The organism is Chromatiales bacterium, assembly GCA_014762505.1.
In the GTDB taxonomy this organism is placed as follows: domain Bacteria; phylum Pseudomonadota; class Gammaproteobacteria; order SpSt-1174; family SpSt-1174; genus SpSt-1174.
Genome location: JABURS010000035.1, coordinates 103,470 through 122,779, shown reverse-complemented (window position 1 = coordinate 122,779; position 19,310 = coordinate 103,470). Strand labels below are relative to the sequence as shown.

Annotated in this window: 20 protein-coding genes; 12 read left to right on the top strand and 8 right to left on the bottom strand. The window is 68.2% G+C overall.

The genetic code is table 11. The annotated features are described in order from the left end of the window. The first annotated feature begins 92 nt into the window (after window positions 1-92). The 4 genes from HUJ28_07490 (at window position 93) to tldD (ending at window position 6,678) form a co-directional block, all read left to right on the top strand. Window positions 93-3,983: a TIGR02099 family protein gene (locus HUJ28_07490; protein ID MBD3619298.1), complete on the top strand. Its 3,891-nt coding sequence runs from the start codon at window positions 93-95 to the stop codon at window positions 3,981-3,983. 67 nt (window positions 3,984-4,050) lie between these two features. Beyond that, window positions 4,051-4,404 carry a hypothetical protein gene (locus HUJ28_07485; GenBank protein ID MBD3619297.1) on the top strand — a complete coding sequence of 118 codons (354 nt, stop codon included), beginning with the start codon at window positions 4,051-4,053 and terminating at the stop codon, window positions 4,402-4,404. Next, window positions 4,401-5,225 carry a carbon-nitrogen hydrolase family protein gene (locus HUJ28_07480; GenBank protein ID MBD3619296.1) on the top strand — a complete coding sequence of 275 codons (825 nt, stop codon included), beginning with the start codon at window positions 4,401-4,403 and terminating at the stop codon, window positions 5,223-5,225. The genes HUJ28_07485 and HUJ28_07480 overlap by 4 nt, the downstream gene beginning before the upstream one ends. A 7-nt stretch (window positions 5,226-5,232) precedes the next feature. Continuing rightward, the gene (gene tldD, locus HUJ28_07475) at window positions 5,233-6,678 is read left to right on the top strand and encodes a metalloprotease TldD (protein ID MBD3619295.1); all 1,446 of its coding nucleotides are present in this window, start codon (window positions 5,233-5,235) and stop codon (window positions 6,676-6,678) included. A 141-nt stretch (window positions 6,679-6,819) separates the two neighbouring features. Here the strand turns inward: tldD and HUJ28_07470 are convergent, their stop codons facing one another. Next, window positions 6,820-7,083, bottom strand: a complete 264-nt coding sequence (locus tag HUJ28_07470; protein MBD3619294.1) for a hypothetical protein — start codon at window positions 7,081-7,083, stop codon at window positions 6,820-6,822. 304 nt (window positions 7,084-7,387) lie between these two features. Then, entirely contained in the window at window positions 7,388-7,888 is a 501-nt protein-coding gene (locus tag HUJ28_07465) for a DUF615 domain-containing protein (GenBank protein ID MBD3619293.1), read from the bottom strand. 62 nt (window positions 7,889-7,950) lie between these two features. On the opposite strand from HUJ28_07465, the gene pmbA reads away from it, so the two are divergent. From pmbA to HUJ28_07450, 3 genes are all read left to right on the top strand, one after another. Next, window positions 7,951-9,294 carry a metalloprotease PmbA gene (gene pmbA, locus HUJ28_07460; protein MBD3619292.1) on the top strand — a complete coding sequence of 448 codons (1,344 nt, stop codon included), beginning with the start codon at window positions 7,951-7,953 and terminating at the stop codon, window positions 9,292-9,294. 92 nt (window positions 9,295-9,386) lie between these two features. Beyond that, complete coding sequence (locus tag HUJ28_07455; protein ID MBD3619291.1) at window positions 9,387-9,767, top strand: rhodanese-like domain-containing protein; 381 nt, start codon at window positions 9,387-9,389, stop codon at window positions 9,765-9,767. A gap of 10 nt (window positions 9,768-9,777) precedes the next feature. Further along, window positions 9,778-10,041 carry a hypothetical protein gene (locus HUJ28_07450; GenBank protein MBD3619290.1) on the top strand — a complete coding sequence of 88 codons (264 nt, stop codon included), beginning with the start codon at window positions 9,778-9,780 and terminating at the stop codon, window positions 10,039-10,041. A 139-nt stretch (window positions 10,042-10,180) separates the two neighbouring features. On the opposite strand, the gene HUJ28_07445 is transcribed toward HUJ28_07450, so the two are convergent. The 3 genes from HUJ28_07445 to purM are packed head-to-tail and all read right to left on the bottom strand — an operon-like array spanning window position 10,181 to window position 13,392. Further along, window positions 10,181-11,593, bottom strand: a complete 1,413-nt coding sequence (locus HUJ28_07445; GenBank protein ID MBD3619289.1) for an NAD(P)/FAD-dependent oxidoreductase — start codon at window positions 11,591-11,593, stop codon at window positions 10,181-10,183. 39 nt (window positions 11,594-11,632) lie between these two features. After that, complete coding sequence (gene purN, locus HUJ28_07440) at window positions 11,633-12,343, bottom strand: phosphoribosylglycinamide formyltransferase (GenBank protein MBD3619288.1); 711 nt, start codon at window positions 12,341-12,343, stop codon at window positions 11,633-11,635. After that, complete coding sequence (gene purM / locus HUJ28_07435) at window positions 12,340-13,392, bottom strand: phosphoribosylformylglycinamidine cyclo-ligase (protein MBD3619287.1); 1,053 nt, start codon at window positions 13,390-13,392, stop codon at window positions 12,340-12,342. The genes purN and purM overlap by 4 nt, the downstream gene beginning before the upstream one ends. Window positions 13,393-13,534: 142 nt before the next feature. On the opposite strand from purM, the gene HUJ28_07430 reads away from it, so the two are divergent. From HUJ28_07430 to hda, 4 genes are read left to right on the top strand one after another with little or no spacing between them, the layout of a single operon-like run. Further along, window positions 13,535-14,635, top strand: a complete 1,101-nt coding sequence (locus tag HUJ28_07430; protein MBD3619286.1) for a DUF2066 domain-containing protein — start codon at window positions 13,535-13,537, stop codon at window positions 14,633-14,635. Next, window positions 14,632-15,189, top strand: a complete 558-nt coding sequence (locus tag HUJ28_07425; GenBank protein MBD3619285.1) for a CDP-alcohol phosphatidyltransferase family protein — start codon at window positions 14,632-14,634, stop codon at window positions 15,187-15,189. Before HUJ28_07430 ends, HUJ28_07425 begins: the two co-directional genes overlap by 4 nt. After that, a complete protein-coding gene (locus HUJ28_07420; GenBank protein ID MBD3619284.1) occupies window positions 15,176-16,252 on the top strand; it encodes an AI-2E family transporter in 1,077 nt (358 codons plus the stop codon). The genes HUJ28_07425 and HUJ28_07420 overlap by 14 nt, the downstream gene beginning before the upstream one ends. Then, complete coding sequence (gene hda / locus HUJ28_07415; GenBank protein ID MBD3619283.1) at window positions 16,249-16,956, top strand: DnaA regulatory inactivator Hda; 708 nt, start codon at window positions 16,249-16,251, stop codon at window positions 16,954-16,956. Before HUJ28_07420 ends, hda begins: the two co-directional genes overlap by 4 nt. A gap of 22 nt (window positions 16,957-16,978) precedes the next feature. Here the strand turns inward: hda and HUJ28_07410 are convergent, their stop codons facing one another. From HUJ28_07410 to arsC, 3 genes are read right to left on the bottom strand one after another with little or no spacing between them, the layout of a single operon-like run. Next, on the bottom strand, window positions 16,979-17,368 hold the full coding sequence (locus tag HUJ28_07410) for a DUF2069 domain-containing protein (protein ID MBD3619282.1): 390 nt from the start codon (window positions 17,366-17,368) through the stop codon (window positions 16,979-16,981). Then, window positions 17,365-17,967: an NAD(P)H:quinone oxidoreductase gene (wrbA, locus tag HUJ28_07405; protein ID MBD3619281.1), complete on the bottom strand. Its 603-nt coding sequence runs from the start codon at window positions 17,965-17,967 to the stop codon at window positions 17,365-17,367. The genes HUJ28_07410 and wrbA overlap by 4 nt, the downstream gene beginning before the upstream one ends. Before the next feature lie 2 nt (window positions 17,968-17,969). Then, complete coding sequence (gene arsC / locus HUJ28_07400) at window positions 17,970-18,332, bottom strand: arsenate reductase (glutaredoxin) (protein MBD3619280.1); 363 nt, start codon at window positions 18,330-18,332, stop codon at window positions 17,970-17,972. A gap of 138 nt (window positions 18,333-18,470) precedes the next feature. Between arsC and HUJ28_07395 the strand changes: the two genes are divergently transcribed. Then, window positions 18,471-18,779 (top strand): DUF4398 domain-containing protein, encoded by a 309-nt coding sequence (locus HUJ28_07395; protein MBD3619279.1) that lies wholly within the window; start codon window positions 18,471-18,473, stop codon window positions 18,777-18,779. The last annotated feature ends 531 nt before the right edge of the window (window positions 18,780-19,310 follow it).

Genomic DNA, 19,310 nt, shown 5'->3' with positions numbered 1-19,310 from the left:
GACCTTCCGTCGGCCGCGTGACGCAATGCCGGGCTTTCCCTGCCCGGCTCGTCTTTAATGCTTCATAAACGTACCCGGCCCGGCCCCTTCCCATGCTGAAACGGCTTTACGCCATCACAACCTGGACCATTGCACTCGCCTTCATCCTGCTCGCGGTGACGGTGAGTGTGGCGCGTGCCTTCCTGCCGCTGCTGGCCGAGGAGCGTGCCCTGGTCGAGGCACGGGTGGGGGAGATGCTCGGCCAGCCCATCCGCATCGCCGCGGTGGAGGCCGAGATCCGCTGGCTGATCCCCCGCATCCACCTGCAGTCGGTGCAGATGCTGGACCCGGCAGGTGAGCAGGTATTGCTCGAGGCGGAGCAGTTCATCGTCGATATCGATCCCCTGGACAGCCTGCTGGCACTGGCGCCGCGGATTCGCCAGGTGAGCGTGCGCGGCGTGGATCTCGAGGTCACGCGCACGACGGACAACCGCCTCGTGGTACTGGGTGTCTGGGAGCAGTCGCTCAGCGAGGCGGCGCGGAAGCGGCCGGGCGAGGTCGGTGCCGGCTGGGAGGGGCTCAGGGATCTGCGCTTCAACGTGGGCGAGAGCCGAGTGCACTGGGTGGACGAGCCCACCGGCCGTGACCTGGTGTTCGAGAACATCCAGCTGGCGATTGCACGCGACGGCCAGCGCCTGCGTGTGGCCGGCCGTCTGACCCCGCCGACGGAGATGGGCGAGTCGCTGCAGCTGGTGGCCGACCTGCGCGGCGACCTGCACCGCCCGGGTGGCTGGTCCGGCAGTCTCTATGCCCGGGGCGACTCGCTGCACTTCCCGTTGCTGCCTGCCGCCACGCTGCTCGAGCAACAGGGTCTGGAGGAAGGCCGGGGTTCGGTGGAGCTATGGAGTCGCTGGCGCAATGGGCGCCCCGTACGCATCGCGGGCGAGGTGACGCTGGAGGACCTGCGGTTCCGCCTCGCGGCGGACGCCGGCACGCATCGCCTGGAGCGGGTGTCCGGCGCCTTTCTGTGGGAGGACCGCGCCGCCGAGGGCTGGTGGCTGCAGGGTCGTGAGCTGACGGTGGAGCGGGCTGGCCGGCGCTGGCCGGTGAGTGGTTTCGAGGCCGCCTTTCGTGCAGGCGAGGGCGAGCGCTCCCTCGCGCTATCCGCCGATATGCTGCGCCTGGAAGACGTGGCCCCCCTGGCCGGGGTGGGCGAACACCTGCCGGTCCTGACGCGCGAGCGTCTCGTTCGCCTGGCGCCACAGGGTGATCTGCGTGACCTGTGGCTGGAGCTGACCTGGCGGGATGGCGAGCTCGGCTGGCTGCAGGCCGACGGGAGGGTGGGCAATCTCGGGTTTGCGCCGCTGCCGGAGCTGCGTCTGCCGGGGGTGAGTGGCGTCGACGCACACTTCGCGTTCACGCGCGAAGCGGGTGAACTGCTGCTGGCCACCGGCGGCCTGCAGCTGGAGTACCCCGAGGTGTTCGAGCAGCCGCTGGCGGTCGACGAGCTGTTCGGCACCCTACACTGGAGCCATGGCGACGCTGGCTGGCGTGTACAGACCGACCGCCTGGCGCTGGCCAATGCCGATCTGCGGCTCGCCGGTACCCTTGAGCTCGCGGGGCGGAAGGGCGAGAGCCCGGCCATCGACCTGCGGCTGGACTTCGAGGAAGGACAGCTGCAGGCCGCCCCGCGTTATCTGCCCAAGATCCTGCGACCGAACGTGCGCGCCTGGCTGGAGACCGCCCTGGTAGAGGGGCGTATCGCGCAGGGGCAGCTGCGCATGAAGGGACCGCTGGATCGTTTCCCCTATCGGGATGGCGGCGGCGAATTCGAGGTGCGCTTCGATGTCGCGGATACCACGCTGCGCTATCGGCCCGACTGGCCCCTGATACGGGATCTCGCCGCCGAGGTCGTCTTCGATGGCCCGGGGCTCGCGGTGTCGGTCTCGGGCGGACGCCTGTTCGACAGCCAGATCCAGGGCGGGACCGTGCACATCGACGATTTCCGTTCTCCACTGCTGGTGATCGGGGCGCGCTCCCGCGGCCCGGCCGGCGACATGCTGCGCTACCTGGCCGAGAGTCCGCTGGCCCGTGCCCAGGCCGACCAGCTCGCCCGGCTGCAAGCCACTGGCCCGGCCGTCTACGAGCTGGGGCTGGAGATCCCCCTGTCGCGCCGGCTCGGGCGCGAACTCAGTCTCGACAGCCGCCTGCAGCTTGAGGGGGTACGGCTCGAGCTGCCGGATGCCCAGGTCACGCTGACCGACCTGCAGGGCCCGCTGACCATCACCCGTGACGACATCCGTGCCGATGGCCTGCAGGCCCGTTTCGGCGACGCCCCGCTGCAGCTGTCCGCCAGGCGCCAGGACAATGGCGACCTGCTGATCCGGGGGGAGGGCGCGATGCCGCCGTCCGGGTTGCTGGCCCCCTACGCACCGACGCTGGCCAACGCCTTCGAAGGGTCGTCCACCTGGCTGGTCCACCTGGTGCTGCCGTTGCGCAGCGGCAATGCCACCGAGCTGGCGCTGAGCTCCGATCTCGAGGGTGTGCGTGTGGCCCTGCCGTCGCCACTCGGCAAGTCGCCGGGGGAGGGCCGTAACCTGCAGCTGAGGGCCTGGTTCGAAGGGCAGGCCGAACCGCGCTTCCGGGTAAGCTACGGCGCCCGCCTCGAGAGTGTCTTCACCCTCGGCAAGGGGAGCGAGGCGGGCATCTCGCGGGCCGAGATCCGGCTGGGTGACGGCCCGGCGCAGCTGCCGGCGCGCGGCGTGCGCCTGGCCGGTCGCCTGGCCCATTTCGATCCGGACGACTGGCGGCAGGCACTGGCCCCCGCATCGACTCCGGGGGAAGCGGCGCCCGCAGGCGAGGGCGAGGGCCTGCCGGATTGGGTCACGGAGCTGGAGCTCGAGATCGGCGAGACCGAGGTGTTCGGTCGACCGCTCCATGACCTGCGCATCAGTGCCGAACGCGAGCCGCAGGCCTGGCGTGCCCTGGTGAGCGCGCCGGCGATCTCGGGCCTGATCACCCTGCCACATACCCTGAGCGCGGCGGTACCGCTGCAGCTGGAACTCGAGCACCTGGACCTCGACCGGCTGGGCGGCGGAGAAGGCGGCGATATGGTTGCCGGGGAGAATGGGGGCGCTGCCCGGCAGGACCCCCGTGCGCTGCCCTCGCTGCGGGTTGCCAGCGGGCTGGTGGTCTTCCAGGGGCAACGCTACCGTGACCTCAAGCTGGAAACGGCCCGCCAGTCCAGCGGCCAGCAGATCCATGCCTTCCAGGTCGCGCATGCCCATGGCGAGCTGCGTGCCTGGGGGGAATGGCGGGTGCTGCGGGACGGTGGGCAGCGCTCGAGCTTCCGTTTCGAGGCGGGCAGCTCGGACCTGGGCGAACTGGTCACCCAGCTCGGATTCGCGACCGGGATCTCCCGCGGGCAGGCGCAGGCTAGCGGCGATCTCGCCTGGTCCGGTGCCCCCCAGGAAATAAGCCCCGAGGGCCTCACGGGCAAGGTGCATCTCGTGGTGGAGAAGGGACAGCTCACCCAGGTCGACCCGGGGGCCGGACGGTTGCTGGGGTTGTTCAATTTGTCGAACCTGCCTCGGCGGCTGAGTCTGGATTTCTCGGACATCTTCCGCGAGGGATTCGCCTTCGACCGTATCGAGGGCAATCTGCGCTTCGCCGACCAGTCCATGTATACCAACGACCTGCGTATCGAGGGGCCGGCGGCCCGGCTCCAGCTCACCGGTCGCACCGGCATCGCCGAGCGCAGCTACGACCAGACGGTGGTGGTGCATCCACAGGTCGGCGGCACACTGCCGGTGGCCGGCGCGCTGGTGGGCGGTCCGGGTGTGGGCGCTGCCGTGTTCTTCCTGCAAAAGCTCCTGCCGGCCCGGTCTTCCGACGATGACGGCGGCATCGAATATCGCGTCACCGGCAGCTGGGATGATCCCGTCATCACCCGGGTATCCGCGCCTCCGCCTCCTGCTGCCGACGCCACCAGTCCCTGGCCATAGGCGGCAGTTCCTGTTCACCCCCCACTCAGTCCGGCAGGCAGCTGGTATACTGCCGCGGGAGATTCCGATGACACGACTTGCCCCCACCATCCTGTTGTTCGCCTGCGTCCTCTGTACGGCAGAGGCCGCCGAGCGCCAGTTCCAGCTCAGCGCCGAGGAATGGTCCCGTCCGCGCCAGGGCGACCAGCTCGTGGCCTACCCGGGCCTCAACGAGGCCGTGCGTGAATGGAGCCAGCACGGCGCTGACCGGCTGCGCATCCGCTACCCGGCCGGCGAGGCCGGCGAGCTGTGGGCCGAGGAACTGCGAGACTGGCTGATCGCACTGGGCATGTCGTCGGCGCGCATCGAGACCGAGTCCGGGAGTCCGGATGCGGCCAACATTGATCTCATATTCCATACCCGCGAGGATCGAACACCGTGAATCTGGTCGCCGCCATACAGATGGCCTCTGGCCCCAACCTGCAGGCAAACCTGGCGGAGGCCGAGCGCCTCATCGCCGAGGCCGCGAAGGCCGGCGCGCGCCTGGTCGTGCTGCCGGAGAACTTCGCCCTCATGGGCATGTCCGAAAAGGACGTGCTGAAGATCCGCGAGGACGACGGCGGCGGACCGCTGCAGGCCTTCCTCGCCGCCCAGGCGCGCCAGCATGGCATCTGGCTGGTGGGGGGCACCATCCCCCTGCGGGTGACCGATTCCGATCGCGTGCGTTCCGCCTGCCTGCTCTTCGACGACCAGGGCAAGCGTGTCGCACGCTACGACAAGATCCACCTGTTCGACGTGACCCTGGAAGAGAGCGGCGAGAGCTACAACGAGTCGGCCACCTTTCAGCACGGGTCGGAGATCGTGGTGGTGGATACCCCGGTCGGCAAGCTGGGCCTGGCCGTGTGCTATGACCTGCGCTTCCCGGAGCTGTTTCGCGGCATGCTGGATCGGGGGGTGGAGATCGTGGCGCTGCCGGCGGCCTTCACCGCCATCACCGGCAAGGCGCACTGGGAAAGCCTGATCCGCGCCCGCGCCATCGAGAACCTGATCTACATGGTGACGGCCGCCCAGGGTGGCTACCACGTGAGTGGCCGCGAGACCTACGGCGATAGTATGGTGGTCGATCCCTGGGGTACGGTGCTCAATCGCCTGCCACGGGGCAGCGGCGTGGTGCTCGGCAAGGTCGACCTCGATCGCCTGCACAGCACGCGCCGCAGCTTCCCGACCATCGCGCACCGCCGCCTGACCTGCAAGATAACGTGAGGAACGCATGACCCAACACGCCCTCGACATCGCCCGCGAACGCATCCTGTCACCCGCCGGTATCGGCGAGAACGAGCTCAACGACGTGCTCGGCCGCATGCTGGGCGGGGCCGTCGACGCCGGCGACCTCTACTTCCAGGTGAGCCGCCAGGAGTCCTGGGTGCTGGAGGACGGCATCGTCAAGGACGGCTCGTATAACATCGAGCAGGGCGTGGGCGTGCGTGCCATGAGCAGCGAGAAGACCGGCTTCGCCTATTCCGACGAGATCGTGCTGCCGGCCCTGCTGGATGCCTCGCAGGCCGCCCGCGCCATCGCCCGTTCGCACGCCGACGGCGCCCTCAGGGCCTGGCAGCCGCGCGAGGGTCGCGCCCTGTACCTGCCCATGGACCCCATCGGCACGCTCAGCGAGGCCGACAAGCTCGACCTCATGCAGCGCGTGGACGCCGAGGCGCGCCGCCAGGACCCGCGCGTGAACCAGGTGATCGTGAGCCTGGCCGGCACGCACGAGGTGATGCTGGTGGCCAACAGCGAGGGCACCCTGGCCGCCGACGTGCGTCCGCTGGTGCGCATGAACGTGACCGTGATCGTCGAGGACAAGGGCCGGCGCGAGCAGGCCTCCTCCGGCGGCGGCGGGCGCGTGGGCTACGACTACTTCATCGAGAACGACCGCGCCTTCGGCTATGCCCGCGAGGCCGTACGCCAGGCCCTGGTCAACATGGAGGCGGTGGACGCCCCCGCGGGCAGCATGAAGGTGGTGCTGGGCCCGGGCTGGCCCGGCGTGTTGCTGCACGAGGCCATCGGTCATGGCCTGGAGGGCGATTTCAACCGCAAGGGCACCTCCGCCTTTGCCGGGCGCATCGGCGAGCAGGTGGCAGCGCGCGGTGTCACCGTGGTCGACGACGGCACGCTGGCCAATCGCCGCGGCTCGCTCAACATCGACGACGAGGGCAATCCCACCCAGTGCACCACGCTGATCGAGGACGGGGTGCTCAAGGGCTACATGCAGGATGCCATGAACGCGCGCCTGATGGGCGTGGCCTCCACCGGCAACGGTCGGCGCGAGTCCTATGCCCACCTGCCCATGCCGCGCATGACCAACACCTACATGCTCGCCGGCGAGCACGACCCGCAGGAGATCATCGCCTCGGTGGACAAGGGGCTCTATGCCGTCAACTTCGGCGGCGGCCAGGTGGACATCACCTCCGGCAAGTTCGTGTTCTCCGCCAGCGAGGCCTACCTGATCGAGAACGGCAAGGTCACCCGCCCGGTGAAGGGGGCCACGCTGATCGGCAACGGCCCGGACGTCCTCACCCGCGTCTCCATGGTCGGCAACGACCTGGAACTCGACAGCGGCGTCGGAACCTGCGGCAAGGAAGGGCAGAGCGTGCCCGTGGGCGTGGGCCAGCCGACGCTGCGCATCGATGGCCTGACCGTGGGTGGGACGAGCGCCTGAGGGGGCAGTGAGGCCTGAGGGGATAGGCGTCAGGCGAAAAGTCCAGGCGCCACAGAGGTCACAGGGATGATCGCGAGCGAGGTGTGCCCTCTGCGGCTAGAGCGGTTTTGTATCGAGCACGGTACCTGCGCCTGACCCGGGCTAGTAGCTCGCTGCGTGCTTGTTCACCGCCTGACCGTTGCCCCAGCGGGCGAGGTCGTCCACCTGTACGCCGATCCACCAGAGTGCGCCGACGCTGTCACGGGTGCGACCGCCGACCAGTTGCTGGCCCTCGCCCAGGCGGATGTTTTCCATGAAGTGTCTGGCCTTGTCCTGCGAGCGGAATACGTGCCACTGCACGACGCGGTCGTGACCGTGCCCCTCGGGCAGGTTCAGTTCGTGCGAGAGTATGTCGATGTCCTGCATGGGCCTTTCTCCTCCGGATGAAAGGGTACAGGCATGGTATAGCACAGCGGATGGGAGGTTGTTTTCAGAAAGATCGCTCGCCACAGAGCCCACAGAGAGGTAAAAGCCCTACACGTAGAAGCCGAGCCCCCTCGGCGATAGCGGTCTTGGGTAGCCAGGAGGTGTGAGGGGAAAGGCGTCAGGCGTGAAAGTCCAAATCGCCACAGAGGTCACAGAGTACACAGAGGAAAACCGGGCTTTATTCTTCCTCTGTGATCACTGTGTTCTCTGTGGCTAAAACGCCTTTGCATCACACACCCAGCGCCTAAGTCCCATCCAGCGCCTGGACGAAGCGGAACAGCTTGCGGCCGGCGCCGGCGGGTTTGCCGGTGTCGCGTTCCTGCCGGGCATGGCGGACGAGCTGGCGCAGTTCGGCGCGATCGACCTCGGGGTAGGTGTCGATCAGCGCAGCCATGGCCTCGTCGCCCTCCGCGATGAGGCGGTCACGCCAGGCCTCGATGACGTGCAGCCGCTTCGCCTGCTGGCGCTGCGCCCGCTGACGCTCCTCCAGCATGGCCCGGATCGGCTCCGGGTCGATACCTCGCATCAGTTTCCCGATATACTGGATTTGACGCTTGCGGGCGCCATGTTGTTTGATGTGCCGCGCCTGATCGAGTGCGTTGAGCAGGTTGTCCGGCAGGGAAAGGGGCGCCAGCAGCTCGGGTGAGAGGTCGATGAGGGCCTCGCCGAGTTTTTGCAGGGCCTCGGCCTCGCGCTTCAGCTGCGACTTGCTCGGCGGCTCGAAATCCGGATCGAATTCATTCATGGCGCATAGGGTAGCGGCTGGCGGCCGTCTTGTCCTGTGCGTTGTCACACAGAGGTTGCTACATGGCGGAATCACGCGGGGCCCTGCGCTCCAGATCGGAACTCGAATCCCTGGTCTCCCAGGTGCTGGACGAGGCGAAGGCCCAGGGAGCGACGGCGGCCGAAGCCGCGGTGAGCGTGGACAGCGGCCTGTCGGTGACGGTGCGCCTGGGCGAGGTGGAGACGCTGGAGTACCACAAGGACCAGGGCGTGGGCATCACCGTATACTTCGGTCAGCGCAAGGGCAGTGCCAGTACCTCGGACCTGTCACGCACCTCGCTGCGCGAGGCCGTGACGGCCGCCAGCCGCATCGCGCGCCACACCGCCGAGGACGGCTGCGCCGGCCTGGCCGATGCCCGGCTGATGGCGACCGACTACCCGGACCTTGATCTCGACCACCCCTGGGAGGTGGCGGCGGAGGCGGCCATCGAGATCGCACGGGCCTGCGAGGATGCAGCCCGTGGCCAGGACGCCCGCATCACCAATTCCGAGGGAGGCAGCGTGAACAGCTTCCGCGGCACCGCCTTCTACGGCAACTCCCATGGCTTCATCGGCGGCTACTCGGCCACCCGTCACTCGCTCAGCTGCTCGGTGATCGGCCAGCAGGACGGCGCCATGCAGCGCGACTACTGGTACACGGTGGCGCGCAACCACGCCGACATGGAGAGCCCCGAGGACGTCGGCCGCGAGGCGGCCCTGCGTACCGTGCACCGCCTGGGCTCGCGGCGCCTGTCCACACGCCAGGCCCCGGTGATGTTTGCACCGGACGTCGCGCGCAGCCTGCTCGGGCATTTCGTCGGTGCGATCCGCGGCAGCGCCCTGTACCGCAAGGCGAGCTTCCTGCTCGATCATCTGGAAAAGCCCGTGTTTCCCGACTTCGTGCACATCCACGAACAGCCCCTGCTGCCACGCGCGCTCGGCAGCGCCCCCTTCGACAACGAGGGCGTGGCCACCCGCAACCGCGACCTGGTGGTGGACGGGGTGCTCAGGAGCTATGTGCTCGACAGCTACGCAGCGCGCAAGCTCGGGATGACCAGCACCGGCAACGCCGGCGGCACCCGCAACCTCACCATCGACCCGGGCACGCTGGACTTTGCCGGCATGCTGCGCGAGATGGGCACCGGCCTGCTCGTGACCGAACTCATCGGCCACGGCGTGAACAACGTCACCGGCGACTACTCGCGCGGGGCGGCCGGTTTCTGGGTGGAGAACGGGGAGATCGTCTATCCGGTGGAGGAGATCACCATCGCCGGCAACCTCCGGGACATGTTCATGGGCATCCGCGCCGTGGGCACCGACGTGGACCGGCGCGGCAACATCCGCACCGGCTCCATCCTCATCGAACGCATGACGGTGGCCGGGGAATAATCGCGCGGATTCGACGCGGTTATTTGCCCGTATTAGGGTTGGCTAATATACTGCTGCCATTCCTTTTCCTGATTCGACCGGAGGTTAAGCACATGAGCATGACGGCAATGGACCTGGTGGCGGAAGCCAGGAAGGTGATCAAGGAAGTCGACGTGGAGGGCGCCAAGCGCCTGATGGCCGACAAGGCCATCGTGCTGGACGTGCGCGAGCCGGCCGAGGCCGCCCAGGGGCATCTGTCCGGCGCCGTGAACATCCCGCGCGGCGTACTGGAATTCAAGGTCAACGAGCACCCGGCCACCCAGGACCGGGACGCCACCTACGTCGTCTACTGCCGCACCGGCGGCCGTTCGGCCCTGGCCTGCCAGAACCTGCAGCGCATGGGCTATGCCAACGTGCACTCGCTGGCCGGCGGTTTCGAGGGCTGGGTGGGCGCCGGTCAGGCGGTGGAGAAAGACCCGGCCATCTGCGGCTGAGGTTGTTCCCGTGGATTTCACCGCGCTCGAACGGGCCGTGAAACTCATCGAGGCGGCACCCGATCGTGGGGTGCCGCTCGTGTTTTACGGGCTCATCAAGATGATGACCCTCGACCAGCGCGGCTGTGTCTTCGGCCTCGCGCGCCTGCGCGACCTCGACTGCGACCAGCGCCAGCTGGCCTACGACCTGATGGAACTCTACGTGGCGGGCGGCAACCGCACGCCGGAATGGGCCGAGGCGGTACGGCACCTGGATGCCGTCGTGAACGGGTAGCGGTCGGGAGGCGTCGGGCGTCAGGGGATGGGTGTCAAAGGCGTTTTAGCCACAGAGGACACAGAGATCACAGAGTAAAACCTGTCACGCATTCCCCCTGTGTTCTCTGTGACCTCTGTGGCGATTAGACTTTCACGTCTTACCCAAAGATCTCGTCCGCCAGTCCCCACTTGCTCGCCAGCGTCTCGGTGGCGTTGAGGAGTTCCTCGGCGCGGGCCGGGTGGTTGTAGGTGCCGCTGGCCAGCCACTTGAGCGCGGTGTGGCGGTCGGGGGCGAGCGAGAGCAGGTGAATGATCTCGCCGGCGTCGGCGCCGATGATCTCGCCGCCGAGCAGGGCGCCGGAATCCATGTCGCCGATCAGGCGCACGAAGCCCTCGGTCTCGTCCTGGCCCATGGCACGCGGGTTGGTCTCGAAGGCGGCAAAGCCCACCGCCGGCTCCAGTTCCTCGTCCTCGGCCATGTCCTCGTCCATCCCCAGGCGCGCCAGCTCCACCGCGCTGTAGACCACCAGCGGCACCCACAGGCCGTCCTGCTTGCGGGTGTTGCCGTCGATGATGTTGTCCACCGCCACGGTGGCGTCGGACAGGGCGTGGTTGGCGGTCATCCAGTCGCTGGCGACGTCGCCGATGGCGTAGATGTTCCCGGCGGCCGTCTGCAGCTGGTCGTTGCGCTTCACGAAGCCGCGGGCATCGGTCTCCACCCCGGCGTTCTCCAGGTCCAGGCCCTCGGTGTGCGGCACGCGCCCGGTGCCCAGGCACACCCAGTCGACCTCCACGGTCTCGCCGTCGCCGCGGTGGATGGTGACGCCCTCGCCCGAGGTGTCGATGGACTCGAACCGGCAGCCCTGGCGCAGTTCGATGCCGTGGGTCTCCAGGGCGGACCTGAGCGTGCCCATGGCCTGCGGGCTGAAGGGGAGCTTGCGCAGCATGGGCGAGCGTGCGAGCCACACGACCTCCTTGCCGAGCAGGGAGAAGATGTAGGCGAACTCGGTGGCGATCACGCCGCTGCCGATGATGGCCACGCGCTTGCCGCTGGGCGGGCGCTCGTCGAACAGCATGTCGCTGGTGAGCACCTTGCCCGGCACGGCCTCGAAGCCCTCCGGGATGTAGGCGGTGCCGCCGGTGGCGATGATGCTGTGCTTCGCGTGGATCTCCCGGGTGCCGTCCTGGCCGTCGATGGCGATCGTGGTGGCGTCGACGAAACGGCCGTGGCCCTCGAAGCTTGTCACCTTCAGGCGCTTCATGTAGTCGACGTAGCTCTCCTGCACGGTCTTCACCACGGCTTCCTGGTGGTCCCAGGCCTTGTCCATGTCGGCGGCGAGTTCGCCGCTGATGCCGCGGCCGGCGAAGTGGCGGCTGGCGGCGACCAGGCGGGCGGTGTGGTACCAGTCCTTCTTCGGCACGCAGCCGCGGTTGAGGCAGCAGCCGCCCCAGTCGGCCTTCTCGATGATGGCGACGGACAGGCCGCGCAGGGCGGCGAGGATGGCAGCGCGGTAGCCGCCGGGGCCGGAGCCGATCACGGCCAGGTCGAAGTGGTTGTTGGTCTCGGTCATGGTCCTGCTCGCGTGTGTCTTGCGGGGTTTGTGGGGAGGCTAGCGGCCGGGGCTGGCATTGCGGCTGGCGACGGGGGCGGCGAGTTCGGCCTGCACCGCCGGGTCTTCCAGCTGCAGCGGCGCGCTCAGCGGCCGGCCGTCGAAGACCACCCGGTGGTCATCTAGCCGCAGCCGCCCGGCGCAGAACCAGCGCACCGCCAGCGGGTAGATGATGTGTTCCTTTTCCAGGACGCGCGCGGCCAGCGCCGCGGGGGTGTCGCCGGCCTGCACCGGGATGCGGGCCTGCAGGATCACCGGGCCGCCGTCGAGTTCGCCGGTGACGAAATGCACCGAGGCGCCGTGCTCGCTGACCGCGTCGGCGAGGGCGCGGGCGTGGGTGTTTAGCCCGCGGTAGGCCGGCAGCAGAGAGGGGTGGATGTTGAGCAGCCGTCCGGCGTAGTGCGCGACGAAACCGGGCGTGAGGATGCGCATGAAGCCGGCCAGCACCACCAGGTCGGGGCGGTGGGCGTCGATGGCGGCCATCAGCGCGGCGTCGAAGTGCTCGCGGCTCTCGAAGCGCCCGTGCTCGACCACCTCGGCGGCCGCCCCGTGCCGGCGTGCGCGCTCCAGGCCTCCGGCCTGCGGGCGGTTGCTGATCACGGCGGTGACGCGGCCGTCGATCTCGCCGCGCGCGCAGGCATCGAGGATGGCCTGCAGATTCGAGCCGCCGCCCGAGACCAGGACGACGATGGAGGCGGGTGTTCCCGTCATCCGGGGTATTCGACGCTCGGCTCGTCGGCCGTGCCGCTGCGGATCTCGCCGATCTGCCAGGCGTCGATGCCGTTTTCCGCGAAGTGCTCCAGGGTGGCGGCGGCCTGTTCGGCGCCGATCACCACCACCATGCCGATGCCGCAGTTGAACGTGCGCAGCATCTCGGCGTCCGTCACGTTGCCGGCCTCCTGCAGCCAGTCGAACACGGCCGGGCGGGTCCAGCTCGCGGGGTCGACGGCGGCCAGGCTCCTGGCCGGCAGCACGCGCGGCAGGTTCTCGGTCAGGCCGCCGCCCGTGATGTGGGCCAGGGCCTTCACCGGCAGCTTCTCGATCAGCGCCAGCAGCGGCTTGACGTAGATGCGGGTCGGTTCCAGCAGGCACTCGCCCAGGGTGCGTCCGTCGAAGGCGTCGGCGAGCGACGCGCCGCTGTGGGCGAGGATGCGGCGTACCAGCGAGTAGCCGTTGGAGTGCGGGCCGGAGGAGGCCAGGCCGATGAGCACGTCGCCCGGGGCGACCCGGCTGCCGTCGATGATGCCGTCCTTCTCCACGATGCCCACGCAGAAGCCGGCCAGGTCGTAGTCGCCCGGGGCGTACATGCCGGGCATCTCGGCGGTCTCGCCGCCGGTGAGTGCGGCGCCGGCCTGTTCGCAGCCATCGGCGATGCCCTTGACCACGTCGGCGGCCGCGTCCACGTCCAGCTTGCCGGTGGCGTAGTAGTCGAGGAAGAACAGCGGCTCGGCGCCGGTGACGACGATGTCGTTCACGCACATGGCGACCAGGTCGATGCCGATGGTGTCGTGCTTGCCCATGTCCATGGCGAGCTTGAGCTTGGTGCCGACGCCGTCGGTGCCGGAGACCAGCACCGGCTGGCGGTAGCGGTCCAGCGGCAGTTCGAACAGGGCGCCGAAGCCGCCGAGGCCCGCCAGCACGCCCGGGCGCTGGGTGCGTTTGGCGTGGGGCTTGATGCGTTCGACCAGCGCGGCGCCGGCGTCGATGTCGACACCGGCGTCGCGGTAGCTCAGGGAGGGCTTGTCGTTGGCTTCGGACATGGCGATCTGGGCTCGCGAAAAAGCGGTTGATGGTAGCCGCCGGCCGCCGGGGTGTAAACCGGGGCAGGCTGGTCTGCGGCCCGTTATTGTATGTTATCGTACGCCTCGATTGTTAACGGCGGAGAACCGGAATCCCATGCCCATGCATCAGCGTTCCAGGATCGGGTACAGGCTGAGCCTCGCCTGGCTGTTGCTACTGCTCGCCATCCCGGCCGGGGTCGGCGCGGTACCCGTGGAGAACCTCTACACCGTGGAGCTGCCCGTGCCCACGCGCGACCGGCCCGAGCGCCAGGAGGCCTTCAAGGCCGGTCTGTCACAGGTGCTGGTGCGGGTGATCGGCGCGCGCAGCCTGGAGCCCTATGCCGGGCTGGACTCCCTGCTGGAGACCGCATCGCGCTACGTGCAGCGCTTCGAGTACATGGAGAACCGGCGCGCCGACGGCCGTGCCGACGAGGAGAATCCCTATCGCCTGCGCGTGACCTACGATGGTCCGGCGCTGGAGCGCGCGGTGGCGGAACGCAGCCTGCCGGTGTGGGGGCGCGACCGCCCCGGCGTGCTGGTGTGGCTGGCCGTCACCGAGCGCGGCAACCGGTATCTGGTGGGGGGCGACAGCCTGTCGCCGGCCCGGCGCGCGCTGGACGGCGTGGCCCGCGAACGCGGCCTGGCCCTGCTGTATCCCCTGCTGGACATCGAGGACCAGTCGCGGGTGACCTTTGCCGACATCACCGGCGGTTTTCACGAGGCCGTGCACGAGGCCTCGCGCCGCTACCGTCCCGAGGCCACCCTCATCGCCCAGGTCGCGCCCCTGTCGGGCGGCTGGGAGGCCCGCTGGACCCTCTCGCAGGGTGAGCAGCCCCTGACCTGGACGAGCCGGGGCGCCAACCTGCAGGCGGCACTCGCCGAGGGGCTGCACGAGATGGCCGATACCCTGGCCCGGCGCAACGCCAGCAGCCGCTTCGCGGAGATGACGCAGGGCCTGCTGGTGACGGTGCGCGACGTACGCAGTCACGCCGAGCTCAACCGCATCAGCGACTACCTGGCCAGTCTGGCGCCGGTGGCCTCGGCGCGCCCCTTCGGTCTGCAGGGCGATACGGTGGAGATGCTGGTGCAGATGCGTGGCGAGGCGCGCGACCTGCAACGGCTGGTGATGCTGGGCAACGTGCTGGTGAGCGAGGAACGCCAGGACAGCCCGATGGGGCCTGGCGGACAGGCGGCATCGCCCGCCTTCCGGCTGCTGCGGTGAAGCCGGAGCACATCCCCAATCTCATCACCGTCCTGCGGTTCCTGCTGGTACCGCCGGTGGCCTGGCTCATCATCGAGGGCGAATACGCCTGGGCCCTGCTGCTGTTCCTGCTGGCCGGGCTGTCGGACGGCGTGGACGGCTTCCTCGCGCGCTGGTTCGACTGGCGCACCCGGCTCGGCGCGATCCTCGATCCGCTGGCCGACAAGACGCTCATGATCACCACCTATCTGCTGCTGGGCCTGCAGGGGCAGCTGCCCTGGTGGATCGCGGCCCTGGTGGTGGTGCGCGACGTGGTGATCATCGGCGGGGCGCTTGCCTACCAGCACGTGACGCGACGCCTGGAAATGCACCCCAGCGTGCTCAGCAAGTTCAACACGGTGGTGCAGGTGGCCCTGGTGCTGCTGGTGCTGCTGAACCTTTCCTATTACCCCATCGACGCGAACGTGGTGCTCGGGCTGTCGGCCCTCATGGTGATCACCACCTTCGCCAGCGGGGGGCATTACGTGTGGGTATGGAGCCGACGGGCAACGGAGGTGCGACGTGGTCATGGGTGATTCGAGGGCCTGGTTCTATCTCACGGCGGGACTGATCGCCTGCGGGCTGCTGTACCTGCTCGCACCGATCCTCACACCCTTCGTGGTGGCGGCCCTGCTGGCCTATCTGGGCGATCCGCTGGTGGATCGCCTGGAACGGTGGCGCCTGTCACGCACCCTGGCCGTGACGGTGGTCTTCCTGGTCCTGTTCCTCTCGCTCGCCCTGGTGGTCCTGCTGCTGGTCCCGCTGCTCGAGGGGCAGATCTCCGCCTTTGTCGAGAAACTGCCGAAATACCTCGACTGGGTGAGTACCCGCGTCGTGCCCTGGGTGCAGCACACCTTCGGCGTTGAGGCCGGCACGCTGGACATGGAGATGGCCAAGCAGGCCGTGCTGAATCACTGGAAGGAGGCCGGGGGCGTGGCGGCCTGGGCGATGAAATCGGTGTCCACCTCCGGCATGGCCCTGGCCGGCTGGTTGACGAATCTGCTGCTGATCCCGGTGGTGACCTTCTACCTGCTGCGCGACTGGGATCTCCTGGTGGCGCGCATCCACGATCTGCTGCCGCGGCATATCGAACCCGCGGTCTCGACCCTGGCACGCGAGTCCGACGAGACCCTGGGCGCCTTCCTGCGTGGCCAGCTGTCGGTGATGGTGGCCCTGGGCACGGTGTACTCGGTCGGGCTCTGGCTGATCGGGCTGGAGTTCGCCCTGCTGATCGGCATGCTGGCAGGGGTGGTGAGCTTCGTGCCCTATCTCGGCTTCATCGTCGGCATGCTGGTGGCCGGGGTGGCCATGTATCTGCAGGCCGGCGAGTTGCTGCCGCTGGTGTGGGTGCTGGCGGTGTTCGGCGTGGGACAGCTGCTGGAGAGCGTGGTCTTCACCCCGCTGCTGGTGGGTGATCGCATCGGCCTCCATCCGGTGGCGGTGATCTTTGCCGTGCTGGCCGGTGGACAGCTGTTCGGCTTCTTCGGCGTGCTGCTGGCCCTGCCGGTGGCGGCGGTGCTGGTGGTGGTCATGCGCCATGCGGATACCGGCTACCGCGCCAGCCGTTTCTATCGCGACCCGGAGGCGCCTGGCGGATGAGCGCGCCGGCCGTCGCCCGCCAGCTGGTGCTGGACGTGGGGCTGCGCGACGGGGCCGTGTTCGATGGCTTCGTCGCCGGCGACAACGCCGCCCTGGTCCAGCTGCTCAAGGCCCAGGCCGCCGGGGAGGGCGAGGCCCAGGTTTTCGTGCACGGCACCGGCGGCTCCGGCAAGAGCCACCTGCTGCAGGCCGCCTGTCAGGCGGCCAACCAGGCCGGCCTGACAGCGAGCTACCTGCCGCTGGCAGACATGCCGGGCATGGGCGCCGGGGTGCTGGAGGGGCTGGAACAGGTCGCCCTGGTCTGTCTCGACGACCTGCAGGTGGTGGCCGGCGACGCGGATTGGGAGCGCGGGCTGTTCAATCTCGTCAACGCCAGCCGCGCAGCCGGCAACAGCCTGGTGTTCGCGGCGACGGAGCGTCCGGCGGGGCTGGCGATGCAGTTGCCGGACCTGGTCTCGCGCCTGTCCTGGGGGGCGGTATTCCGCCTGCAGCCGCTATCGGACGCCGATCGCCTGGCGGTCCTGCAACGGCGTGCCGAACGACGCGGTTTCGAGCTGCCGGCAGAGGTGGGTCGTTACCTGCTGAACAACTGCCCGCGCGACCTGGGTTCGCTCATCGACCTGCTGGAGCGCATCGATCGCGCGACGCTGGAGGAACAGCGCCGCGTGACCATTCCCTTCATCCGCAAGCTGTTGTCGTCCTAGCCGGTCGTTCTTCGACGCGCGGCTAGGCCTGTTCGCGCTTGCGGCGTTTCGGCGGCGGACCGCCACGCAGGGCGCGGGCCTTGGCACGGGTGAAGAACATCGAGCCCGTGAACCAGACCACGCTGAAGATTCCCACCAGCGTTCCGTACCAGCGGCCGGTCTCGTCGGCCGCCATCCAGATACCCACCACGAAGTAGTAGATGGCGAGAAAGGTCGCCCAGGCATGCGTGTAGGGGCGCCCGCGAACCAGCCCCACGAGCGGGAAGGCCAGCGGAATCAGCAGGAACGGCAGCACGATATGCAGGGCCAGGCCGCCCTCCGGCCGCCAGAGCATGTGCCAGAGCAGGATGGTCAGTACGAGGCCGGTATAGCCGGTCAGGGCCAGTGCGTAGGTGAGTCGTAACGGATTCATGCACGCCCCTTTTCGAGTGCCTTCGCGGTTTGCGCCAGGCGCCGCCCGAGGGCGCGGCACAGTACCTGTTCGTCGTTGGTCAGCGTGCTGTTACCATCGGCGCCGGCGACATGACTGGGACCATAGGGCGTGCCGCCGGAGGTGGTGGAGACCAGCTCCGGCTGTGTGTAGGGCACGCCCACCAGCAGCATGCCGTGGTGCAGCAGTGGCAGCATCATGGAGACGAGCGTGGTCTCCTGGCCGCCGTGCAGGGTGCCGGTGGAGGTGAACACGCCGGCCGGCCGGCCGGCCAGTCCGCCCGACATCCACAGTGCGCTGGTCTGGTCCAGGAAGTACTTGAGCGGGGCGGCCATGTTGCCAAAGCGCGTCGGACTCCCCAGTGCCAGACCGGCGCATGCCTTCAGGTCGTCGATGCTCGCATAGGGTGGACCCTCGGCGGGGATATCGTCGTCCACGGCCTCGCAGGTGGCGGAGACGGACGGCACGGTGCGCAGCCGCGCCTGCATGCCCTCGACCTCCTCCACGCCGCGCGCGATCTGCCGCGCCATGTTCGCGGTCGAGCCGCTGCGGCTGTAATAAAGTACCAGGATCTCGCTCATGGTCAGAGGATCTCCAGGACCTGTTCGGGGGGGCGGCCGATGGCGGCCTTGCCATGTGCGAGCACGATGGGGCGCTGGATCAGCTTCGGGCGCTGGATCATCGCCAGGATGAGCGTCTCGCGGGTCAGGCCCGGATCGTCGAGATCGGCATTCCTGTATTCCTCCTCGTTCTGGCGCATGAGGTCACGCGGCTCCAGGCCGAGCAGGTCGAGGATACGCTCCAGCTCCTCGCGGCTCGGCGGCGTCTTGAGGTACTCGATGACGACGGGCTCGATCCCGCGTTCGCGCAGGAGTTCGAGCGTGGCCCGTGACTTCGAGCAGCGCGGATTGTGGTAAATGCGTACCTTGTCTTCAGAACTCGTCATCAATTCATCCTCTAGGCGCTTCATATTGCTGGGGTTTTGCTGCTTGACGCCCCCCGGGCCCGGTGTTACGTTGAGTTGATCAGATCAGCGCGGTCACACCATAACAATTACCTGATCGGTGCCGGCAGCAAAAACATCATGCATCTTACCAAGATCATCAGGCCTTATCTCGTCGTCAGTCTCCTGCTGGCCGCCTTCGCGGCCGGTTGCGTGAGTGCGCCGGTGCAGGAGATGAGCGATGCGCGTCAGGCGCTGCAGGCTGCGGCGGATGTCGGTGCACAGCGTGATGCCAGGGACAGCTATACTTATGCACTGGAACTGATGCGTGAAGCGGAAGAGGCGCTGAATCGGGGTGAATATACGTTGGCGCGCGAGCGTGCACTGGCCGCCAAGGCAGCAGCGCTGGCGGCGCGTAGCGAGGCTGTGAACCAGACCTCAAACCCCTGACCCCTTTCTTGACACTATTCTTTTCAGGGTGTTAGCTTTTTCACAGGCTGTATCCAGGAACTTCGGAAAACAACAAACCCTTGGGAGTCCTTACCATGAAAATGAATTTCCTCCGGCTGATCGCCATCGGGCTTCTGTCGCTCGTACTGGCCGCTGGCTGTGCCACCACCGGCGATACCGATACCAGCGCCAAGGCCGAAGCCGAGCAGGCGATCGCTGATGCCAAGGCTGCCCAGAAGCGTGCAGCGGAAGTCGGTTACGAATGGCGCGATATGGCCAAGATGATCGACGAGGCCCAGGCCGCCTATGATGCCGGCGACTACGCCAAGGCCACCGAGCTGGCCCGCAAGGCCCAGGAACAGGGTGCCATCGCCGAAGACCAGTACTACCTCCAGCAGGCCAAGTTCAAGCTGGACGCGCTGAACAAGATGAGCGGCCTGACCGCCGACCAGCGCGACCTGCTGGCCCAGGCCAACGCCGCCTACGCCGCCCAGCAGGGTCGCGAGGCCTACGATCTGGCCAGCCGTCTCG

Bases quoted from the DNA above. Each gene is read 5' to 3' on its own strand.
- wrbA (MBD3619281.1), bottom strand. From the start codon at position 17,967: ATGAGCGAGATCCTGGTACTTTATTACAGCCGCAGCGGCTCGACCGCG.
- pmbA (MBD3619292.1), top strand. From the start codon at position 7,951: ATGGCGGAATCACGCGGGGCCCTGCGCTCCAGATCGGAACTCGAATCC.
- HUJ28_07470 (MBD3619294.1), bottom strand. From the start codon at position 7,083: ATGCAGGACATCGACATACTCTCGCACGAACTGAACCTGCCCGAGGGG.
- HUJ28_07490 (MBD3619298.1), top strand. From the start codon at position 93: ATGCTGAAACGGCTTTACGCCATCACAACCTGGACCATTGCACTCGCC.
- tldD (MBD3619295.1), top strand. From the start codon at position 5,233: ATGACCCAACACGCCCTCGACATCGCCCGCGAACGCATCCTGTCACCC.
- arsC (MBD3619280.1), bottom strand. From the start codon at position 18,332: ATGACGAGTTCTGAAGACAAGGTACGCATTTACCACAATCCGCGCTGC.
- HUJ28_07485 (MBD3619297.1), top strand. From the start codon at position 4,051: ATGACACGACTTGCCCCCACCATCCTGTTGTTCGCCTGCGTCCTCTGT.
- purN (MBD3619288.1), bottom strand. From the start codon at position 12,343: ATGACGGGAACACCCGCCTCCATCGTCGTCCTGGTCTCGGGCGGCGGC.
- hda (MBD3619283.1), top strand. From the start codon at position 16,249: ATGAGCGCGCCGGCCGTCGCCCGCCAGCTGGTGCTGGACGTGGGGCTG.
- purM (MBD3619287.1), bottom strand. From the start codon at position 13,392: ATGTCCGAAGCCAACGACAAGCCCTCCCTGAGCTACCGCGACGCCGGT.
- HUJ28_07395 (MBD3619279.1), top strand. From the start codon at position 18,471: ATGCATCTTACCAAGATCATCAGGCCTTATCTCGTCGTCAGTCTCCTG.
- HUJ28_07410 (MBD3619282.1), bottom strand. From the start codon at position 17,368: ATGAATCCGTTACGACTCACCTACGCACTGGCCCTGACCGGCTATACC.
- HUJ28_07455 (MBD3619291.1), top strand. From the start codon at position 9,387: ATGAGCATGACGGCAATGGACCTGGTGGCGGAAGCCAGGAAGGTGATC.
- HUJ28_07430 (MBD3619286.1), top strand. From the start codon at position 13,535: ATGCATCAGCGTTCCAGGATCGGGTACAGGCTGAGCCTCGCCTGGCTG.
- HUJ28_07465 (MBD3619293.1), bottom strand. From the start codon at position 7,888: ATGAATGAATTCGATCCGGATTTCGAGCCGCCGAGCAAGTCGCAGCTG.
- HUJ28_07445 (MBD3619289.1), bottom strand. From the start codon at position 11,593: ATGACCGAGACCAACAACCACTTCGACCTGGCCGTGATCGGCTCCGGC.